Raw genomic sequence first — 20,495 nt, 5'->3', positions numbered from 1 at the left:
GCCTCGTTTCTTAACTTGAGAAAACCTCTATTCTGTAGCATGATGCTTGTAAGAATAGAGGTTTTTTCATGCAAGTTTATTTAGTAGGCGGTGCAGTTCGGGATCATTTGCTCGGACACCCCTATCACGAAAAAGATTATGTGGTCGTTGGTGCAACTCCGGCGCAAATGCTTGACTTAGGCTATCAGCCCGTAGGCAAAGATTTTCCTGTTTTCCTACACCCCAAAACAAAAGAAGAATATGCACTGGCCCGTACCGAACGTAAATCCGGCACCGGTTATCATGGTTTTGACTTTCATACCGATATCAGTGTGACCCTGGAACAGGATTTGATCCGTCGTGACCTGACCATTAATGCTATGGCGATGGATGATGCCGGTCAGATTTATGATCCTTATGGCGGTCAGCAAGATTTGAATAACCGGGTGCTGCGTCATGTTTCCGATGCTTTTGTCGAAGATCCATTACGGGTGCTGCGAATTGCCCGTTTTGCGGCCCGCTATACCAGTGCAGGTTTTGTGATTGCGGATGAAACTTTAGCACTCATGCAGCGCTTGACGGAATCCGGTGAATTGAATGCATTAACACCGGAGCGGGTCTGGAAAGAAACTTCACGTGCCTTAACAGAACGTCATGCTGATGTGTATTTTGAAGTATTGCGTCAATGTGGCGCTTTAAAAGTCTTATTTCCTGAGATAGATGCCTTATATGGTATTCCGCAACGCCCTGAATATCATCCGGAAATTGACTGCGGCATTCACACCATGATGTCCTTGCAGCAGGCGTGTCGTCAAAACTATAGCCTGGATGTACGTTTCGCCGTTTTAGTGCATGATTTGGGCAAAGCATTAACCCCGGTTGAAGAATTACCGCGGCATATCATGCATGAAGAACGTGGCATCAAGCCGGTCAATGATCTGTGTGATCGCTTAAAAGTACCGACCTATACCAAGCAACTGGCGTTGGCAGTATGTAAAGAGCATCTGAAATGTCATCAGGCATTTAATCTCAAACCCGGTACTTTATGGCGTTTATTGCAGCGTCTGGACGTTTTACGTCGTCCCGAGCGTGTCGAAGCTTTTGTACAGGCCTGTGAATGTGATTCACGTGGCCGTTTAGGACTGGAAGATCGTGCCTATCCACAAGCACAATATGTACTTGATGCCATGCAGATAGTACGTGCCATTAAAGCACAAGACCTGCCTGCCGATATTCAAGGCCCGGATATTGGCGAAATGCTGATTGAACGGCGTATTCAGGCACTGGGTGAACTTAAAGCCCAACAAACTGTATCTATTGAATAAAGACAAAGCACCCGAGGGTGCTTTTTTATTGCTTCAATCATTTAGTGCAGAGACCCAGCCCTCTAAAGAGCTTAAGGAAAATCAAATCCCGATCAGGAAATATCCGCCGGGAAACTAATCACTTGCTCCAGTTTCATCTGATTGGTCGCGATCATGAGCAAGCGGTCAATTCCCAAAGCAATCCCTGAACATTCCGGCATATTCGGTAAAGCCGCCAGTAAATACTCATCAATAGGCATAACATGCAGCCCAAGTCTGGCCCGCTCTGCATTATCCGCCTCAAAGCGTGAGCGCAAAACTTCGGCATCAATCAGCTCATCATAGGCATTAGCCAATTCTAAACCTTCGATATACAACTCAAAACGTGCAGCGACCAGTTCCCCATCTTCATCGATTCGGGTTTTCGCCAGAGAGGCCATTTCAGGCGGAAAATCGGTCAGGAATACTGCGGTATCAAAACCGAGACTTGGCTCCACCATATGTGAAAATAACAGGTCGATATAGCCGAGCCGATCCTCACCCAAATCCAGATTTAGACCGACACGGCGACAGCAGTCTTTCAGTTCCTGCAAGGTCGCTTGCAATGGATTAATATCCAGACGACCCATAAAGGCATGTTTATAGCTCAAAATGGTTGGACGAATTTCAGCAAAACGTGCTTTAAGCGTCACATTAAGCAGATCGGCTACTTCGAACATCAAATCTTTTAAGCTAAAGCCCGGACGATACCATTCCAGCATGGTAAATTCGCTATTGTGCTTACGCCCATGCTCATCATCACGGAAGACTTTACAAATCTGGTAAATAGGCCCGCTGCCACTGGCCAATAAACGCTTCATGGCAAATTCAGGTGAGGTCTGTAAATAATGCGTATGTGCTTTAGCCAGTACATGACGCTGCGCCTGTACTGAAGCCAAATGCACATCGGTCACACCGGCTTGAGATAAAATTGGTGTTTCGACTTCTAATACATCCCGCTCAGCAAAAAATTGACGGATTTGTGCATATAAGGTGGCACGTGCACGCATGGCATTCAGGTCACACGTCGGCTGATAAGTGCTATTCATGCTTTTGGCCCACCATGTGCAGCCCATTCACGACGCAGCGGATAGGTTTTTCTTAAATGATCAAAAGCCTGCTGATCCACTTTGCCATCCTTGACACAAGCACGCAGATTTTGATCATCACGGGCAATATCATAAATTTGCGTTAAATATTGCTTTAGCACCATTTTTAAATCCTGATTTTGGAAAAACTGCTTGCAGACCGGAAGCTGGGTTTCGAACTGTTTATGTGCTGCAAAAGCAAAAGTTTGACAAAAAGCGTCATAGATCATTTGAGTACCACGCGCCTTGCCTTCCAGGCTATAACCGGCAATATGCGGCGTCACCAGCGTCAGCAGATCCAGAAGCTCTGCTGAAATAACCGGTTCGTGTTCAAAAACATCTAAAATCACGGTTCGTTGTGTCGCTTTAAGATCCTGGATCAGGGCGGCCTCTTCAATCACTGGCCCACGTGCAGAATTAATCAGAATTGCATCAGGCTGCATTTGCGCCAATGTAGCCGTATTGAATAAATGGTAAGTTGGATAAAGACCCGTTTGAGTTAAAGGGACATGAATCGAAATCGCATCCGCTTGCTGCAACAATTCATTAAATTCAACTTGATCAACCTGCGCTCTTTGAACCAAAGGATCATAGCCAATCACGCGCCAGCCCAAAAGTTTTGCCATATAAGCCAGACGGGTTCCAACATTACCCAAACCGACTATACCCAAACTAAATGTTGCATTGGCATCTACTAACTCAGGACGTACATGCAGTAATGCGGTAATGACATATTCAGCCACAGCTTGTGCATTACAGCCGGCTGCATTGCTCCACTGAATCCCATGCTGTTCCAATGCAGCAATATCCAGATGATCTGTACCAATAGTGGCACTGCCTACAAACTTGATCGAACTATTCTGTAGCAGTGCTTCATTGACCTGAGTCACTGAGCGTACCAATAATGCATCTGCATCCTGAACATCCTGTGCCATTAAGTTACGGCCTGGACAATGACGAATGTCTGCAAATTCAGAAAAGAAATAATCGGTAAATGCCAGATTTTCATCTGCGACAATTTTCATAATGAGATCCATATGATGCTTGGGCATATGATAGCGCGTTGATGTCTCTGACTCTATATTTGGCACATGCGTCCATTTTTCAAGTTTTAAGCTATGAGCTGGTTATTGATGAATAAAGTATTGAATCATTGCTGCCTAAAAAGAAAAACCCCAATCTTTCGACTGGGGTTTTTAGAATTTGGCGGAAGCGGTGAGATTCGAACTCACGGAGGACTCACACCCTCGTCGGTTTTCAAGACCGGTGCATTAAACCGCTCTGCCACGCTTCCTTGGCCGCCATCATATAAATAAATCGGATTTTTGGCAATAAAATTTAGCAAAACTTTTAGCAAAAGCTGTTCATTCAGTTAAAAATCAGTCGAAACAAAAGCTGAAATGTATTTTTATTTAAAGAAGTTAATACTTAAACGATGCCAAGAGGTATTTAATTCAAGATAAAGCAACGACATGAATCAGAATTAGCTTGATAATGAATATAAAAATAAAGGCATAAAAAAACCCAGTCAATTGACTGGGTTTTTAGAATTTGGCGGAAGCGGTGAGATTCGAACTCACGGAGGACTCACACCCTCGTCGGTTTTCAAGACCGGTGCATTAAACCGCTCTGCCACGCTTCCATGGCCGACATGATATAAACAAAAATCACGCTTGGCAAATATTTTCATGCTTTCACTGCATCAATTGCACAAAATAAAATCAATTCCATTAATTTGCTGAATTTTCTGGTTTTTCATAACGAATTGAATTGATGAACCAGCGTTTCTTTCCAGAAGGTGTCAGCACTTCAGCCTCATCATCTACCTGCTTGCCCAACAACGCACGTGCCATGGGCGAACTGATCGAGATATGCTGCGGATGATGATCATAAATTTCATCGACTCCAACAATACGTAAATTTTTCTGCTCGCCTTCTTCATTTTCAATCTCGACCCAAGCTCCAAAATAGACCTTGCCTTCCTGCTCTGGAGAAAAATCGATGATTTTTAGCTCTTCAAGACGCTTGCCTAGGTATCTGACCCGGCGGTCAATCTTACGCAAAATTTGCTTGTTATATTGGTAATCGGCATTTTCCGAACGGTCGCCGAGACTCGCTGCCCAGTTCACTTTTCTGGTGATTTCCGGACGCTCTTCATGCCAGAGATTCTTAAGTTCTGCCACCAATTTATCGTGTCCACCACGGGTGATTAAGTTGGATTTCATACGTCGTGCTGATCAAATTTTCAGTGTATTAACTTACAAACAGCTTATTTTATTTACCATTTCAAAACAATGAAAAAATTCAAAAAAAATTCACATTACATTTCAATATCTTAAAATTATTTTTAATAATAATTTGTGTACAAAATTTGACAATCGTTTTTTAGATCATTAATATGCCACCTACTTCCGGAAATGCTTACTTTTTAATCTATGTAGTTTTTCTACATAATGATGCGTAAATCTCTTGTCATTTTGAATGACGTCATGACTGCCCAACCCTTATTGAATTTATCAAACTGTTAAAATTTCTGGCTATGTTGGCTGTGATTTTTAGGGCATAAATTACTTGTAGCGGAGACAACATGCACAGTAGTTCATCCACTGGGTCGAGGCTTTGCCTACGATCTGTAATTTCTTCTCTCCCTTTGAAAGCACTTATACTGAGCACTGCATTTATTCCCTTTCACAGTATCAATGCAAGTAAAACCACACTTCAGTTTGATCATGTGGTCAATAGCAATAAGCTGACCGTGGTTGCAGTCGAAAATCCGACCACCGTATTTCAGGATGGGCAACATCTGCATGGCTTCGGTTATGACCTAGTGCGCAACTATGCCAACAGTCTGAATGTGAAACTGGATTTTAAAATTGTCCCGAATAATGCCACTGCACTGCAATGGGTTGCTCAGGGCAAAGCCAATCTGGCCATGACCACCACCGATTTAGGTGAAATTGAAAATAAGCGCCTGACTTCATTCTCCGCCACCTGTGGTGATCAGTCTATTTTGGTGAGTAATGGCTTGAATACCAATTTAAATCTGGTATTTAAATCTGCCACAGATCCCTTGAGCCAAACTGCCAGTGCTTTTATCTGTAAAGGCAAACAAAGTGGTGCCATCAAGCAGCTTGCTTCATTTTATAATCAGAATGTGGTGAAAGAGGAATCTTGGACAGCCATTCAACGTGATTTGAGCAACCGGTTACCGATCTATAAAGCAAGCTTTAAACAGACAGCGCAGCAATATGATCTGGATTGGCATTTATTAGCTGCCATTGGTTATCAGGAATCTTATCTGAAACCGAACTCGGTCTCTCCGACAGGTGTTCGCGGTTTGATGATGCTGACCAATAGCACTGCTAAAGCAATGGGTGTGAGCAATCGTACCGATCCAGCCCAAAGCATTCAGGGTGGTGCCAAGTATTATGATCAAATGCTGAGCCGCTATGAGCATATTCCTTATCCGGATCGCAACTGGTTTGCACTGGTCGCTTATAATATGGGCCCAGGTGCAGTGAATCAGTTACAAAAACGCATTCAGTCACAAGGCAAGAATCCAAATAACTGGGTCAACCTCTATGCCTATCTGGATCAGAATAAAGCCAATAACGGCCGCTATCGTCAGGCAGTACAATATGTAACCCGTATTCGTGCTTATTTGGAACACATCAAGACCACACCACAATTGGTGAATATCTAAGGTCTGATGAGCTGGATTTTATTCTATCCAGCGATAAAAAAAGCTTACCTCAAGGGTAAGCTTTTTTTGTGCTCATTTCAGCTGATGTTCAGCAAAATTAAGCTGTCGTATTTTCAAGTACTTTCTTGAATAGATCTTTTTGTTCCTGACTCGGTTTGGCAGTTTGAAGTGCCATCAATTGAGACATATCACCCTGTACTTTGATTTTACCGGTCATAAATGCCTGCATGGCTGCGGCCATATCAAACTCCAGAAAAACTTTACGTAACGTTTCGCCGTCCATATTCAAAGTCGTTTTGGCATTTGAAGACAAACCTTTTTTAATTGCTCCACCATCTAAAGATAGTTCAGTATTACCTGTAGTGTCCGCTACAACCAAATTAATCGCCAGGTTCGCCAAAGCTGGTGGCAAGTTTAAATCACCAGCTTGCGCAGTAAGTGTTTCTACAGTTGAAAACCAATCATCAGTTAAAAAAGCAGGCATGATCTTTCCTCAAATTATTTGTTCATTTGTGTCGACTATCCAGACGACATCATGTTGAAGCTATTATGCTCGTGCTTTGTTATATCATGATCATTAGCGCAAAGGCTAACGAATTTTGTACGCGTCGTTCAATTTTTGTAGTTCTATTTTTATTTGTTTTTCATACAGACATCAACCCGAAGGCTGATATCTGCGTACTGAAATTATTCTGCGGCAAAGCCCAGATTGACCATATTAATCCGGCGTTTCTCGCCTTCCAGCGCTTCTTCAGTCGAACAGCTGTCTTTGAAGTCAAATTCGCGCTGGCTGTCCAGCACTTCAAAGTCAAACAATTCACGATCGACCAGCTGTGATGGCGAGACATTTTGCAATGCACCAAAAATACTGTGCAGACGTTTTGGATGTGCCTTATCCCAATCACGTAACATGTCATTGATAATTGCGCGCTGCAGGTTCGCCTGAGAGCCACATAAATTACATGGAATAATTGGAAATTGACGCATTTCTGCATATTTGATGATGTCTTTTTCTTCCACATAAGCCAGTGGACGAATCAGAATGTTCTTTTTGTCAGAAGACAACAGTTTTGGTGGCATGGCCTTCAAGCTGCCGCCATGGAACAGGTTCAGGAAGAAGGTCGCCAGAATATCATCACGGTGATGCCCCAGCGCAACCTTGGTCGCACCAATTTCCTGGGCAAAGCCATACAAAGAGCCACGGCGTAGACGCGAACAGACGGCGCAATAAGTCTTACCTTCCGGGGTCAACTTTTTGGTGATGCTGTAGGTGTCTTTTTCCAGAATGTAATACGGAATGTTATTTTCTTCTAAATAACGTGGTAATACATCTTCCGGGAAGCCTGGCTGTTTCTGATCCAGATTCACCGCCACGACATCAAAGTTGATCGGTGCGATACGCTTGAACTGCAACATGATATCTAACAGGGTGTAACTGTCTTTACCACCTGAAATACACACCATGACCTTATCGCCTTCTTCAATCATTTTGAAGTCACGAATGGCATGTCCGACCTGGCGACGCAGCTTCTTTAACAAACGATAGTAGGCTGAGCTTGTTGGCAGTTCAGGTTTGAAATTAAATCCTTGTTCGGACTCAACTGGCGAGTACATAGACGAGATTCACCCATAAATAAAAATACCGCGCAATTTTAGCCGATTCAGGCCCGCATCGCATCAAAAGAATTTATTTTCATGCAAATGTCATATTAGTTTCATTTTCATGTTTTATTTAGATTGATATATTGAACGTTTCAGTTCAATTAATCAGCAAGATGCCTAGTTTTTGGACTTTTCCACAGTTGTCCACAAAAGCTGTGGATAACTTTGTGGATTGAAACGCACTTGACAAGTTCTTCGTCTCAAAAGATAAGGCTTTTCTTTAAATTGATCACTTTTTAACCAATTTAATTATTAATAAAAATCAACTAGTTAAACCTGTCAACCCTAAGGTTTTAAATTAAATCATATTTTTTTTTCTAACTCTAAAATGTAAAAAATGGCTTGCACTTACAAACTCGTTTATAAATGCAGCGTACAAGTCTTTCCATTCCGTAATTTTTTGTTAAACTCATCATTAAATTTTTCTCGATTGTGTTTACCTAATATAAACAATGAAAATAAATTTGCGTGTTTTGGGGTGTCATGGGATCAGTGCTGTGCTATTGGCGAGTTGTTGCCAGTTGGTCTATGCCGGTCAAACCATTTATCAGTTGCGCGATAGCAATGGCAGCACCTTATTAACCAATAAGAAAAGTCGCTATAACCATCTTCAGGTTGAAAAGAAGACCTATTATCCAGACAGTAATATTCATAGTTATAGCAATTGGGGTTCCAGTGAAGCTTCTGTGTTGCCTAGCTATAGTAGAAATAAAAATGCTTATGATTCGATTATTCGCCAGGCAGCGCAAACCTATGGTGTCTCTGAAGGCCTGATCAAAGCCGTGATGCATACCGAGTCCGGTTTTAATGTACAGGCTCGCTCTCCAGTCGGTGCACAAGGCCTGATGCAACTCATGCCGGCGACAGCACGTCGCTTTAATGTCAGCAATGCCTATGACCCGCAGCAGAATATTATGGCCGGGGCCAAATATCTGGCCTGGTTATTGAAACGCTTTAATGGCAATACCACCTTAGCACTGGCAGGTTATAATGCAGGCGAAGGCAATGTGGCCAAATATAAGGGTGTGCCACCTTTTCGTGAAACTCAGGACTATGTCCGCCGTGTCAGCAGCCGTTATCAGAACTTGTACGCACAGGGACTGGGCAGCACCAGTGGTACATATACCGCTTCTTCTGATACTGGTCGTGTCATTGCCAGCTCTGCCAATTATTCAACTGAAACCACGACGGCGTCCAATGTTCAGGCGGCAAAATATCAGCGTCAGATCATTGCACGAGCAGATGGTAGCTTCACTGATGCACCGATGGGTTCTTATGCCACTGCCAATGCGACAGCATCTGCAAAAATATATTTAAGTGAGTAATTTTGAAACAGCTTTGTTTTTAAAGACCTATCTTTTAATATGGACAAAAAACATACTGTCTTTTTGTAGCGAATTGCTATTTTTTTCTTGAAATCTTATCGATTTCACCTCATATTGATTTCAATGATTTACATTCAATAATCAGATTATTTTTCTGTAATAAGAGGATTTCTCAATGATGCGGATTGGTTTGTTCTTGCTAACCAACCTCGCGGTACTGGTTGTAGCTGGCATTATCTTGTCACTCTTCGGTGTCGGTAGTTACCATGGCGCAGGTGGCTTGAATCTAGGCAACCTGCTGGTCATCTGTTTCGTGTTCGGTATGGTTGGCTCAATGATTTCCCTGTTCATGTCTAAATGGATGGCGAAAAAGACCACGGGTACTGAACTGATTGACCCGAATGCACCTCGTAACCAAGCTGAAGCCTGGTTGCTCCATGAAGTTGCACAACTTTCTCAGCGTGCAGGCATTAAAATGCCGGAAGTGGGTATTTTCCCATCTTATCAATCCAATGCCTTTGCCACTGGCTGGAATAAAAACGATGCTTTAGTAGCCGTATCGACTGGCCTGCTTGAGCGTATGAACAAAGACGAGCTTCGTGCAGTATTGGCGCATGAGATTGGTCACGTCGCCAATGGTGATATGGTCACTCTGGCACTGATTCAGGGTGTTGTGAACGCCTTCGTCATGTTCTTCGCACGTGTTGCGGGTGATTTTATTGACCGTAACGTTTTTGGTCGTGAAGAAGGTGAAGCACCGGGTATTGCCTATTTTGTAATTACCATCGTACTGGATATCGTATTCGGTATTCTGGCGTCGTCGATTGTGATGTGGTTCTCCCGTCAGCGTGAGTATCGTGCCGATGAAGCCGGTGCGCGCTTGGCAGGTAAACAGGCTATGATTTCAGCATTATTGCGCTTACAGGCAGAGTCTGAAATGCCAGATGCCATGCCGAAAGAAATGAAAGCATTTGCGATTTCTGCGGGTAAAGAAGAAGGCTTTAGCCTTGCTGCCTTGTTCCAGACGCATCCAAGCATCGAACAACGTGTTGCTGCACTACAACAGCTTGATTGTGCTTAAGTAATACTATTCATTGATTGAAAAAAGCCTGCACTTGCAGGCTTTTTTATTGGATTCAATTATTCATTATTTATATAGGCCTTTATGCGCTAATCCACTGATACAACGCCATCGCACCCCACCCAATCGCAAAAACAAATAGAATCAGGAACAAGGCGCCTAAAATATCCGGGATATGAATCCAGATCCAGGCCACTACAGGATTGCGCCAAAATACAGATTGCTGCTGTTTGCGTTCCAGGCTTTCATGCAAAAAAGGGTGTACCACATGTCGATCACTGTGAATCTGATATTCTTCACGAATATGAACATGCACCACATCAAGCGCCTTGCGACTGGGACGAATAAAAATATCAAAAATGGTGCCTGCCACTGGAATAAATCCAACCACTGCATCCATCACCGCCAGTTTCATGACCGGATTCAGCTTGGCACTCGGCACCCCAATCTGTTTGGCCTTATGAATGGCATAACAGGTCAATACAAAACCGGCGATATCTCCAGCGACCGGAATCGTACTCAGCGCGGCATCTGCCCCTACCCCTTGCTTGGTAAATGGAATACGTACCACTGAATCCATCATGTTGGCAAACTTGGCCAGATCACGTTCCAGACGAATGACCTCTTGTTGACTCAGTTTTGTTTTTTGTCCAGGCTCAGGCATATGTGATTCCAAAAATAGGACTGACTTTCATCAGCATAAATTATTTTGAGACCAAAGTTGTAGCAATCTGTGAATTAAAACAATAATTTGGAAGCAACAAATAGATAAATAATCACACCGGTGGCATCACAAATAGAGGTCACCAAAGGTGCAGAGGCACTGGCCGGATCCATCTTAAACTTGTTCAGAATAAAAGGCAGACTCATGCCAATCAGGCAGCCCATCAGCACAATGCCGAGCATACTGATCGCTAGAACCACAGCCACCATGATATCCCCTCGGACATAACCCAACACCGAGACAGCCAGTGCCATGGTGCCACCCAGACACAACGCCACCAAGGTTTCCCGGCTGAGCAGGCTAAACCAGTCTCTAAATTCTACATCACCGGTGGCCAAAGCACGCACCATCAAGGTCGCCGACTGCGAGCCGGCATTACCGCCACTGCCCACCAGCAATGGCAGGAAAAAAACCAGAACAATATGCGCGGCAATGGTCTCTTCATAATGTGCAATGCCAATGCCGGACAATAGACTGCCAAAGACCAGAATCACCAGCCAAGATACGCGCTTCTGGTACAGTGTAAAAATAGGCGCAGTTTTTAAACTTAACTCAGTTAAAGGCTCAACCGCCCCTGACTTTAAAATATCCTCGGTGGTTTCGGCTTCCATGATGTCCATGGCATCATCATAAGTGACAATTCCAAGAATTTTTTTATGCTCATCGACAATGGGCAAAGCCATAAAATCATAATAGGTTAAAGTTTTTGCGACGTCTTCTTGGTCATCCCCAATCTTGGCGTAAATCACATCTCTTTGCATGATCTCGGCAATGCTGGTTTCAGGACTAGCCTGAATCATCTGCCTTAAAGAGACTACCCCGATCAGCTGGTCCTGCTCATCAACAATATAAATCAGATACAGGGTTTCCTGATCTGCGGCCACCACACGCAACATTTGGATAGCGTCATGAATCGACAGATCCTGATGCAAAGAAACAAAACTGGAGCTCATCAGCGCACCAGCAGTCCCTTCAGGATAAATCGCCAGATCTTTTAGGGTTTGCCGACTCGCTTCGGACAATTTTGCCATGAGCTGCTGCTGCAGCTGTGGAGAACATCGTTTATAAACATCGACAAAGTTGTCCGAATCGAGCGCATTTAAAATCGCAATAATCTGTGCGACCGGTAATTGCTCAGCCAGACTGACTTGTTGGCTGAGTGGCATAAACTCGAATACCCGGCTCGGTTCTTTGAGTTCCTGAAAAATCCGGATCTGTGCTTCTAACTTCAAACCTTTTAAAATACTGGCCTGATCGGCGACATTCAGCTCATTTAATAAGCCAATCGCCATAGCATGGTTTTCAGAACGGATCTGTTGTTGAATATGCTGTATTTTTTCTGAAATTTTCGGCATAGGCAGTCCATGGTTATAAGCGCAAAGGCGTGGATTTTAGCATCATCCTCCGAACATTACCCCTGCTCTCAGTGCATCTAAATCATCACAGCCGGATTGAGTCAGGCTATGGATTGTTTTTCTGAGCGCACGATCATGAATCAACCGGTTCTTTTTTAGCCATTAAACTTCGAATCATCACATACATAAAGGGAATAAAAATTAGCACCAGCACGGTTCCGAAAATTACGCCGCCGAATACACTGACACCAATTTCCTGACGGCTTACCGCGCCTGCTCCCGTGGCAAAGGCCAAAGGTAAAATTCCGGCGCCAAAAGCCAAGGAAGTCATCAGGATCGGACGCAGACGCAGGGAAGCACCTTCCAATGCTGCCTCCACCACCGATTTTCCCTGTTGCTGTGCCAGCGAAGCAAATTCCACAATCAGAATGGCATTCTTACAGGACAAGCCAATGGTGGTCAGCAAGGCAATCTGGAAATAGATATCATTCGGGAAGCCAGCCAAATAACTGAAAATAATATTGCCGCCAATACCAAGAGGAATTGCTGACATTACCGCCGTTGGAATACTCCAGCTTTCATACAATGCGGCCAGACACAGGAAAATAAAACCTATCGAAATCAGATACAGCCAGATGGCCTGATTATTGGACTGTTTTTCTTCAAAGGATAAACCGCTCCAGACCACATCTACACCGTCCTGTTCAGCAATCAGCGCCTCTACATCCTGCATGGCCTGACCGGAGCTGCTGCCTTGAGCCCGATCTGCTTCCATCTGTAGTGCGGTATAGCCCATGAAACGGTTGACCACTTCCGGACCACCACTCCAGTCCACTTGCGAGAAGTTACTAAAAGGCACCATTTGATTCTGGTCATTGCGGACATGCCATTGTGCCAGATCTTCCGGCTTGGAACGAAATTCGGCATCGCCCTGCATGATCACCCGTTTAATCCGGCCGCGATCAATAAAGTCATTGATATAACTGCCACCCCAAGCGCTAGATAAGGTGCTGTTAATTGCCGTTTGGGTCAGACCATTGGCCATGGCCTGTTTTTGGTCAATATTGACGCGTAGTTCGGCTTTTTCAGGATTAGAACGTTTACCCAGATTTTCAAAGCTTGCATAATTGCCAGCCTGAGCTTCCAGTGCCTGAAATTGCTGTTCCAGATACTGCCGGCCATTACCATTGATATCCCGAATCCAGAAATCCAGACCATCGGTTTGTCCCAGACCATTGACTGACGCGGGCATGGATACGTTGATTTGTGCATTAGGGTTACTTTGAAAATGCTTCAAAGCCCGTTCACGAATCGCGGGTGCGGTATTGTCCTGACCGGAACGTTCATTCCAGTGTTTTAATGCCACAAAACCGGTGGCCAGATTCTGGCCAGTTCCCGAGAAATTGCGGCCATAACGAATCATCACCAGACTGACATTGGCCTGTTCCTGATCCAGAAAATATTTACGAACCTCTTCTCCGACCTGAATGGTATTTTTCATCGGAGCACCTTCCTGCACTTTGATTTGCAGGCTTAAAATCCCCTGATCTTCACTCGGCAAAAAACTGGTTGGCAAAGCACGGTAAAACAGTGCAAAGACACAGATCAAACCGGCAAAAAGCAGTAAACAAATGACCTGATGCTGAATCGTGACTTTGGAAAGATGCAGATAACGATACTTTAAATGATCCAGCTTCTGGTTAAACCATGCCGCCCATTTTGCCGGTTTTGGATTCGGTTTCAGAATGAGTGCACACAGTGCTGGGGTTAGAATCAAGGCCACCAATAAGGATAAGGACATGGCCGCAACCAAAGTGATGGAGAACTGTCGGTAGATCACCCCGGTAGAACCGCCAAAGAACGCCATCGGAATAAAGACTGCGGTTAGAACTAAGGTAATTCCGACCAATGCCCCACTAATTTCCTGCATGGACTCTAACGCCGCCTCTTTGGCAGACAAATGCTGTTCATGCATCAGCCGTTCCACGTTTTCTACCACCACAATCGCATCATCAACCAATAGTCCAATAGCCAGAACCAAAGCGAATAAGGTTAAGGTATTGATACTCATACCCAGTGCATAAAGCACCGCCATGGTTCCCAAAATCACCACCGGCACCGTTACGGTAGGAATCAAGGTGGCACGCCAGTTCTGCAAGAAAATGAACATCACCATGATAACCAGAATGATCGCTTCGATCAGGGTTTTGACCACCTCTTTAATCGACTCTTGTACAAAGGGCGTATTGTCTCGTGGATAGGCAATTTTATAGCCTTCGGGCAATTGCTGGGAAATACGGGCAACTTCAGCTTTAATCAAGTTTGAGGTGGCAATGGCATTGGCACCTGAGGCCAGAGAAATCCCAAGACCTGCCGAAGGATAACCATTATTGGTGCTATAAGACTGATAACTTTCAGCACCAAGTTCGACCCGTGCAATATCTTTTAAATAAATAAAACTACCGGCACGATCCGATTTGACAATAATATTCTGGAATTCTTCAACGGTTTTTAGACGGGAACCCGAGGTGACTTTAGCATTCAGGTATTGTTCATCCACTGCCGGCAAATCCCCAATCGCGCCCGCAGCCACCTGAGTATTCTGAGCTTCAATGGCGGCACGAACATCGCTTGGCATCAGCTTATACTGTTTGAGTTTTCCTGGATCCAGCCAGATCCGCATCGCATATTGAGAACCAAAAACATCGACTTCACCAATGCCTTCAATCCGGGAAATGTCCTGCTCCAGATGTGTCATCAAGTAATCAGAAAGTTCAATATTGTTACTGCGACCGGACTCATCATACAGGCTGATCACCATATGGGTATCGCCGAGAGATTTAAACACGTTAACGCCCTGGCGTTGGACATCTTCCGGTAAACGGTTCAATACCCCATTAATCGCATTTTGTACCTGAACCTGTGCTGTATCGGGGTCGGTACCATTTTCAAAGCTGATGCTGACTCGGCTGCGCCCTGAAGAATCACTACTCGAACTAAAATACAGTAAATGGTCAATCCCTTTAATCTGCTGCTCCAGCACCTGGGTCACGCTTTCTTCCACAGTTTCCGCAGAAGCGCCACTATAGGTTGCTGCCACCGTTATCCGTGGCGGGGCAATATCCGGATAACGTTCCACTGGCAGGTTCATCACTGCGAACAGGCCAATCGCCATCACGACAATCGCCAATACCCCAGCAAAGATCGGGCGGTGGATAAAAAATTTAGACAGCATAAGTCCGAGTCACTTTTTAATTAAATAGGGATGAATTTAGACCAAATACGAGCAAGCTATATCTAAGTATTCAGTGACATAGCAGTAAAATGCAAGAATTAAACACATAATAACTGTGATAAAAACCAATCATGGAGAAATTATGGATGATCTCACTTGAATACTTTCTTGAGGTTGCCATTTCCTATTTATTAATAGCATTTTTCCAAATAAAAAACCCTGCAGATGCAGGGTTTTTTGGTGAATCAATTCAGCAGATTAAGCACTGAACTGGTTCATTGTGTTTTTAGCGTCATCACCAGCTTTCAATGCATTGTCACCAGCGAAGATTTCTTTGTGGTCATCACCGATGTCAGAACCAGCCATTGCCTGGTGTTTAACACATGCGATACCGCCGCGGATTTCTTTACGTTGTACGCCAGCAACATAAGCCAACATGCCTTCAGAACCGAAGTAACCTTGAGCAAGTTCATGCGTAGAAAGTGCAGCTGTGTGGTAAGTCGGAAGTGTGATCAAGTGATGGAACACACCCGCTTCACGCGCAGCATCTGCTTGGAAGGTACGAACTTTTTCGTCAGCTTCAGCAGCCAGTTCAGTTGCATCGTACTCAGCGCTCATTAACTTAGCACGGTCGTAAGCAGAAACGTCTTTACCTTCAGCAACCCAACGGTCATACGCTTGTTGACGGAAGTTAAGCGTCCAGTTGAATGAAGGTGAGTTGTTGTATACAAGTTTCGCATTTGGAACTGTTTCTTTCACACGGTTTACCATGTGAGCGATTTCAGCAACGTTTGGTGTCGCAGTTTCGATCCAAAGAAGATCCGCACCATTTTGCAAGCTGGTTACACAGTCAAGTACAACGCGGTCAATTTGCGTGCCTTCACGGAACTGGTACAAGCCAGAAGCAAGACGTTTAGGACGGTGAAGTTTGCCATCACGTTTGATCAGGATTTCATCTTCTTGTGCATCAGCGATATCAATTTCAGATGTTTCCAAGTAGCTGATATATTGAGAAGCGATGTCGCCTGGCTCTTTAACCACTGGGATTTTTTGAGTCAGGTCAGCACCTTCAGAGTCAGTACGTGCAACGATGATACCGTCGTCAAGACCCATTTCAAGGAATGCATAGCGAAGTGCGTGGATTTTCGCGATGAAGTCTTCGTGTGGCACAGTTACTTTACCAGCTTGGTGACCACATTGTTTCGCGTCAGACACCTGGTTTTCGATTTGTAGTGCACATGCACCCGCTTCGATCATTTTCTTAGCTAAAAGATAAGTCGCTTCTTCGTTACCGAAACCCGCATCAATGTCCGCAATAATTGGCACAACGTGAGTTTGGAAATTGTCGATTTGTGAAGTCAATTCAGCTGCTTTAGCAGTGTCGCCTGCTTCTTGTGCTTTTTTAAGTGCACGGAACAAGTCGTTCAATTCTTTCGCGTCAGCTTGACGTAAGAATGTGTAGATTTCTTCGATCAATGCAGGAACAGAAGTTTTTTCGTGCATAGATTGGTCAGGAAGTGGACCAAATTCTGAACGAAGTGCTGCAACCATCCAACCAGAAAGGTAAATGTAGCGACGTTCAGTCGTACCGAAGTATTTTTTGTTCGCAATCATTTTTTGTTGTGCGATGAAACCATGCCAGCAACCTAATGATTGAGTGTATTTGCTAGAGTCTGCATCATAAGCAGCCATATCACGACGCATAATTGCCGCGGTATATTTCGCAATGTCTAAACCAGTTTTGAAACGGTTTTGGATTTGCATACGCGCAGCATCTTCAGGACTGATGTCTGCCCAAGTGTTACCGAATTTCGCTTTCAATTCGCGGATTGCATCAATCGCTGTTTGGTATGTAGTCATGATATTTTCCTGTAATAATATTAGGATTTTTCTGCAACGAACCGTTCAAATCACACCCTCAGTAACTTGTTTAGATTTTCGCCGGTCCGTTGGGATAGCTAAAGATTAGTGGGCTTATGAAAATTAATCCAATAGTCTGCAAGAATCTTCAGTATTTATTTAAAAAATGAGTAGATGAAAGTCTTAGTATAATCCTGTGATGTTAAAATAAGATATTGTTTTATTTTATATTTTACTAAAATAAAACTGATCGTTTTTCACTCATACTGCTTAAAAATACTTCATTAGACTTAAGTCTGGGCTTGGCTCAAATCCACTTTTATTAAAAAATAATCATGATTTTGAATTATTTCTTAGGCTGAAGCATTTATCAAGATAGCATACTTTTCACGCAATTATTCACGCACTCACACCTGTATTTTTAAAGTTTAAAGCTTGGTTATGGAGCTGTTGATCTGCATACATGAAAATACTGAATCTTTGCTTAGCCCGTACTTCTACTCAGTCGAATAAAATCGTTAATTATTCAGCTTAAACCTGCATAAATTCCCTAGATTTTATCTGCATTCTCATGGCTTTTTTTTCATCGGCGCTTTACACAAAGCCCGGCAGTTATGGCATAATCAGCATAATTTCTTGTATTTATTCTCGGTATTTCTTTTATGAATCTGGAGCGGGTCGATCTCAATCTATTAATTTATCTTGATGTACTTCTTCGCGAAAAAAATGTCACCCGTGCAGCCGAACAATTGGGCGTTACCCAGCCTGCCATGAGTAATATTTTACGCCGATTACGCAATTTATTTAATGATCCTCTCCTGATCCGTTCTTCTGAAGGCATGACACCCACAGAACGTGCACTTGAGTTACAGCCACGTATCCGGGATGCGCTGGCTGACTTGTCCATGATTCTGGAACCGCGTACCGAGTTCCGTCCTTATACGTCAAATCGTGTCTTCCGGATTATGACCTCGGATTATGCCGAAGCGACACTGGTTCCTCGGCTGGTCAAAGCCTTACGTTCAGAAGCACCGAACGTGGTCTTGGACTTTCTAACCCCGAGTGATGTGTCTTATCGCGACATGGAACAAGGCAAAGTTGATCTGGCGATTAACCGTTTTAATGAAATACCGCAAAGTTTTCATCAGGTTCTGGTCTGGCGTGACAGTTTTTCCTGTTTATTAAACAATAAACACCCGGCTGCAACCAACCTGAACTTAAAAAGCTATCTGGATGCACAGCATATCTGGGTCTCTAAAACCGGTATGGGTGTGGGCTTCGGGGTCAACCCGGAGAAACAGGCCGGTTTAGGCTGGATCGATCAGGCTTTGGAACGTATTGGCCAGAAACGTAAAATCTCGGTCTTTACCCGTCATTATCAAATGCCAGGTTTATTGGCCTCCAATGTCGATCTGGTGGCAACCCTGCCTTCACGGATCGCACGCCTGCAAGCCAAGAATCATAATTTAATTCTGAAAGATCCTCCATTTTATATTCCCGAATTTGAACTCAAAATGGCATGGTGCCCTCTATTGCATCATCACCCTGCACATCGCTGGTTACGTCAGCTGATTTTGTATGTTGCGCGTCAAATGATTGAGGAAGAAAATCGTGAATTCCTGAGCAATAATTCTCAATTTTCACACTATTAAACTCAAATTCTTCTAAATTCTTATTTTTTAAGATTATACTTTGAAGGCTTGAGAGGTAGTTTTTACACCTCAAGCCTTTTTTTGTGTTAAAAATATCCCAAGATACTATTCATCCACAGGTGGATTTGTGAGCCTCTTACAAAATATCGTGATTATCTTAATACTCATCGCGGGGGCCGGTTTTTTATCTTTAACAGAAATCGCCCTCGCAGGTGCCCGTAAAGTCAAACTGAAAATTCTGGCTGAATCGGGTGAACATCGCGCTCAAAAAGTTTTAGATCTACAAGAAAATTCTGCTGACTTCTTTGCAGCCTCTCAAATCGGTTTAAATGCAGTCGCCATTCTTGGCGGTATTTTAGGTGAAGGAGCCTTCCGTCCTTATATTTTTAATTTTGTTTCCCGCTTTTACCAGGGTCCTTGGGCTGAAAATATTAGCTTTGCACTTTCCTTCACTGTCGTCACTTCTTTATTTATTCTATTTGCAGACTTGATGCCGAAACGTTTGGCCATGATTGCGCCAGAAAAGATTGCAGTCTCGGTCATTGAACCCATTCAGATTTTCATTAAAGTCTGTAAGCCTTTGGCCTGGCTCATTAATGTTATTGCCAACATGCTGTTCCGTCTGTTTAAAGTGAATACCATTCGTGATGATAATATTACCTTTGATGATATTTCCGCAGTGATGGATGCAGGTGCACAGGCTGGCGTACTGCAAAAACAGGAACATCATTTCATTGAAAATGTATTCGAGCTGGAAGAGCGTAATGTACCTTCGAGTATGACTACCCGTGAGAATGTGGTGTTCTTTACCCTAAATGAACCAGAAGAAAGTATTCGGCAAAAGCTGGCGGAATATCCCTATTCCAAGTTTCTGGTGTGTAGCAATGATATCGACAGTGTGATTGGCTATGTCGATGCCAAAGATATTCTGGTGCGGATTCTGAATAACCAGTCGCTGCTACAGTTAAATGAAAATACCATCCGTAATGTCCTGACCATTCCGGATACTTTAACTTTATCGGAAGTCCTGGACCGTTTTCGCTCGACCAAGGAAAAATTTGCCGTCGTCATTAATGAATATGCGCTGGTGGTTGGGGTAATTACCCTCTCCGACATTATGATTACTGTAATGGGCGACTGGGTGACACCAATTGAAGCCGATCAGCAAATTATTAAGCGTGACAATAATTCCTGGTTGATTGAAGGCAGCACGCCAATTGAAGACATGAAACATGCGCTTGAAATCGACTCAATGCCAGATGAGGAAAATTACGAAACACTGGCTGGTTTTATGATGTTCAAGCTGCGTAAAATTCCGCGTCCTGCCGATACCGTCATTCATGCCGGTTATAAATTTGAAGTCGTCGATGTCGATCATTTCAAGATTGACCAGTTGCTGGTGACTCGGATCATTGAAATCAATCCATTAATTCAGGAAGAATCAGAATAATCTGATTCTTCTTCTATTTTAAAATAAAAATCATAAGG

General features: G+C 43.7%; 15 protein-coding genes and 2 tRNA genes. 6 read left to right on the top strand and 11 right to left on the bottom strand.

Annotation, left to right across the window (positions count from 1 at the left end; translation table 11 throughout):
- Window positions 1-68: 68 nt before the first annotated feature.
- Window positions 69-1,304: a multifunctional CCA addition/repair protein gene (locus FTU40_RS09325; protein WP_074383390.1), complete on the top strand. Its 1,236-nt coding sequence runs from the start codon at window positions 69-71 to the stop codon at window positions 1,302-1,304.
- 92 nt (window positions 1,305-1,396) lie between these two features.
- Here FTU40_RS09325 and epmA read toward each other — a convergent pair whose 3' ends face one another.
- The 5 genes from epmA to greB all read right to left on the bottom strand — a co-directional run bounded on the left by epmA (window position 1,397) and on the right by greB (window position 4,635).
- Window positions 1,397-2,371 (bottom strand): EF-P lysine aminoacylase EpmA, encoded by a 975-nt coding sequence (gene epmA / locus FTU40_RS09320; protein ID WP_159516093.1) that lies wholly within the window; start codon window positions 2,369-2,371, stop codon window positions 1,397-1,399.
- Window positions 2,368-3,435 (bottom strand): 4-phosphoerythronate dehydrogenase, encoded by a 1,068-nt coding sequence (locus FTU40_RS09315; RefSeq protein ID WP_180040613.1) that lies wholly within the window; start codon window positions 3,433-3,435, stop codon window positions 2,368-2,370. Before FTU40_RS09315 ends, epmA begins: the two co-directional genes overlap by 4 nt.
- Window positions 3,436-3,614: 179 nt before the next feature.
- Window positions 3,615-3,704 (bottom strand) — tRNA-Ser (locus FTU40_RS09310).
- A 258-nt stretch (window positions 3,705-3,962) separates the two neighbouring features.
- A tRNA-Ser gene (locus FTU40_RS09305) sits at window positions 3,963-4,052 on the bottom strand.
- Window positions 4,053-4,140: 88 nt separating this feature from the next.
- Window positions 4,141-4,635 (bottom strand): transcription elongation factor GreB, encoded by a 495-nt coding sequence (gene greB / locus FTU40_RS09300; protein ID WP_005097688.1) that lies wholly within the window; start codon window positions 4,633-4,635, stop codon window positions 4,141-4,143.
- A gap of 362 nt (window positions 4,636-4,997) precedes the next feature.
- Between greB and FTU40_RS09295 the strand changes: the two genes are divergently transcribed.
- Entirely contained in the window at window positions 4,998-6,113 is a 1,116-nt protein-coding gene (locus FTU40_RS09295) for a transglycosylase SLT domain-containing protein (protein WP_180040611.1), read from the top strand.
- Window positions 6,114-6,210: 97 nt separating this feature from the next.
- On the opposite strand, the gene FTU40_RS09290 is transcribed toward FTU40_RS09295, so the two are convergent.
- A complete protein-coding gene (locus FTU40_RS09290; RefSeq protein WP_004280536.1) occupies window positions 6,211-6,597 on the bottom strand; it encodes an SCP2 sterol-binding domain-containing protein in 387 nt (128 codons plus the stop codon).
- Between the two features lie 203 nt (window positions 6,598-6,800).
- The gene (gene ttcA / locus FTU40_RS09285; RefSeq protein WP_005097691.1) at window positions 6,801-7,727 is read right to left on the bottom strand and encodes a tRNA 2-thiocytidine(32) synthetase TtcA; all 927 of its coding nucleotides are present in this window, start codon (window positions 7,725-7,727) and stop codon (window positions 6,801-6,803) included.
- A gap of 500 nt (window positions 7,728-8,227) precedes the next feature.
- Between ttcA and FTU40_RS09280 the strand changes: the two genes are divergently transcribed.
- Together FTU40_RS09280 and htpX are read left to right on the top strand one after the other, a co-directional pair.
- Complete coding sequence (locus FTU40_RS09280) at window positions 8,228-9,100, top strand: lytic transglycosylase domain-containing protein (RefSeq protein WP_005097692.1); 873 nt, start codon at window positions 8,228-8,230, stop codon at window positions 9,098-9,100.
- Window positions 9,101-9,275: 175 nt separating this feature from the next.
- Window positions 9,276-10,181, top strand: a complete 906-nt coding sequence (gene htpX / locus FTU40_RS09275; protein ID WP_005097694.1) for a protease HtpX — start codon at window positions 9,276-9,278, stop codon at window positions 10,179-10,181.
- Between the two features lie 82 nt (window positions 10,182-10,263).
- On the opposite strand, the gene FTU40_RS09270 is transcribed toward htpX, so the two are convergent.
- The 4 genes from FTU40_RS09270 to FTU40_RS09255 form a co-directional block, all read right to left on the bottom strand.
- Entirely contained in the window at window positions 10,264-10,845 is a 582-nt protein-coding gene (locus FTU40_RS09270) for a DUF4112 domain-containing protein (RefSeq protein ID WP_005169896.1), read from the bottom strand.
- 74 nt (window positions 10,846-10,919) lie between these two features.
- Window positions 10,920-12,260: a magnesium transporter gene (gene mgtE / locus FTU40_RS09265; protein ID WP_180040609.1), complete on the bottom strand. Its 1,341-nt coding sequence runs from the start codon at window positions 12,258-12,260 to the stop codon at window positions 10,920-10,922.
- A gap of 133 nt (window positions 12,261-12,393) precedes the next feature.
- Complete coding sequence (locus FTU40_RS09260; protein ID WP_180040606.1) at window positions 12,394-15,495, bottom strand: multidrug efflux RND transporter permease subunit; 3,102 nt, start codon at window positions 15,493-15,495, stop codon at window positions 12,394-12,396.
- A 258-nt stretch (window positions 15,496-15,753) separates the two neighbouring features.
- The gene (locus FTU40_RS09255) at window positions 15,754-17,355 is read right to left on the bottom strand and encodes an isocitrate lyase (RefSeq protein ID WP_005169883.1); all 1,602 of its coding nucleotides are present in this window, start codon (window positions 17,353-17,355) and stop codon (window positions 15,754-15,756) included.
- A gap of 662 nt (window positions 17,356-18,017) precedes the next feature.
- Here FTU40_RS09255 and FTU40_RS09250 point away from each other — a divergent pair.
- Together FTU40_RS09250 and FTU40_RS09245 are read left to right on the top strand one after the other, a co-directional pair.
- A complete protein-coding gene (locus FTU40_RS09250) occupies window positions 18,018-19,007 on the top strand; it encodes a LysR family transcriptional regulator (protein ID WP_005097703.1) in 990 nt (329 codons plus the stop codon).
- A 127-nt stretch (window positions 19,008-19,134) separates the two neighbouring features.
- Window positions 19,135-20,457: a hemolysin family protein gene (locus tag FTU40_RS09245; RefSeq protein ID WP_005097704.1), complete on the top strand. Its 1,323-nt coding sequence runs from the start codon at window positions 19,135-19,137 to the stop codon at window positions 20,455-20,457.
- The last annotated feature ends 38 nt before the right edge of the window (window positions 20,458-20,495 follow it).

It is taken from the genome of Acinetobacter sp. YH12100 (assembly GCF_013419135.1).
Taxonomy (GTDB): domain Bacteria; phylum Pseudomonadota; class Gammaproteobacteria; order Pseudomonadales; family Moraxellaceae; genus Acinetobacter; species Acinetobacter pseudolwoffii.
The sequence above is the reverse complement of the archived record's forward strand: the minus strand, read 5'-3'. Positions and strand labels throughout refer to the sequence as shown.

Bases quoted from the DNA above. Each gene is read 5' to 3' on its own strand.
- FTU40_RS09325 (WP_074383390.1), top strand. From the start codon at position 69: ATGCAAGTTTATTTAGTAGGCGGTGCAGTTCGGGATCATTTGCTCGGA.
- epmA (WP_159516093.1), bottom strand. From the start codon at position 2,371: ATGAATAGCACTTATCAGCCGACGTGTGACCTGAATGCCATGCGTGCA.
- FTU40_RS09315 (WP_180040613.1), bottom strand. From the start codon at position 3,435: ATGAAAATTGTCGCAGATGAAAATCTGGCATTTACCGATTATTTCTTT.
- greB (WP_005097688.1), bottom strand. From the start codon at position 4,635: ATGAAATCCAACTTAATCACCCGTGGTGGACACGATAAATTGGTGGCA.
- FTU40_RS09295 (WP_180040611.1), top strand. From the start codon at position 4,998: ATGCACAGTAGTTCATCCACTGGGTCGAGGCTTTGCCTACGATCTGTA.
- FTU40_RS09290 (WP_004280536.1), bottom strand. From the start codon at position 6,597: ATGCCTGCTTTTTTAACTGATGATTGGTTTTCAACTGTAGAAACACTT.
- ttcA (WP_005097691.1), bottom strand. From the start codon at position 7,727: ATGTACTCGCCAGTTGAGTCCGAACAAGGATTTAATTTCAAACCTGAA.
- FTU40_RS09280 (WP_005097692.1), top strand. From the start codon at position 8,228: ATGAAAATAAATTTGCGTGTTTTGGGGTGTCATGGGATCAGTGCTGTG.
- htpX (WP_005097694.1), top strand. From the start codon at position 9,276: ATGATGCGGATTGGTTTGTTCTTGCTAACCAACCTCGCGGTACTGGTT.
- FTU40_RS09270 (WP_005169896.1), bottom strand. From the start codon at position 10,845: ATGCCTGAGCCTGGACAAAAAACAAAACTGAGTCAACAAGAGGTCATT.
- mgtE (WP_180040609.1), bottom strand. From the start codon at position 12,260: ATGCCGAAAATTTCAGAAAAAATACAGCATATTCAACAACAGATCCGT.
- FTU40_RS09260 (WP_180040606.1), bottom strand. From the start codon at position 15,495: ATGCTGTCTAAATTTTTTATCCACCGCCCGATCTTTGCTGGGGTATTG.
- FTU40_RS09255 (WP_005169883.1), bottom strand. From the start codon at position 17,355: ATGACTACATACCAAACAGCGATTGATGCAATCCGCGAATTGAAAGCG.
- FTU40_RS09250 (WP_005097703.1), top strand. From the start codon at position 18,018: ATGAATCTGGAGCGGGTCGATCTCAATCTATTAATTTATCTTGATGTA.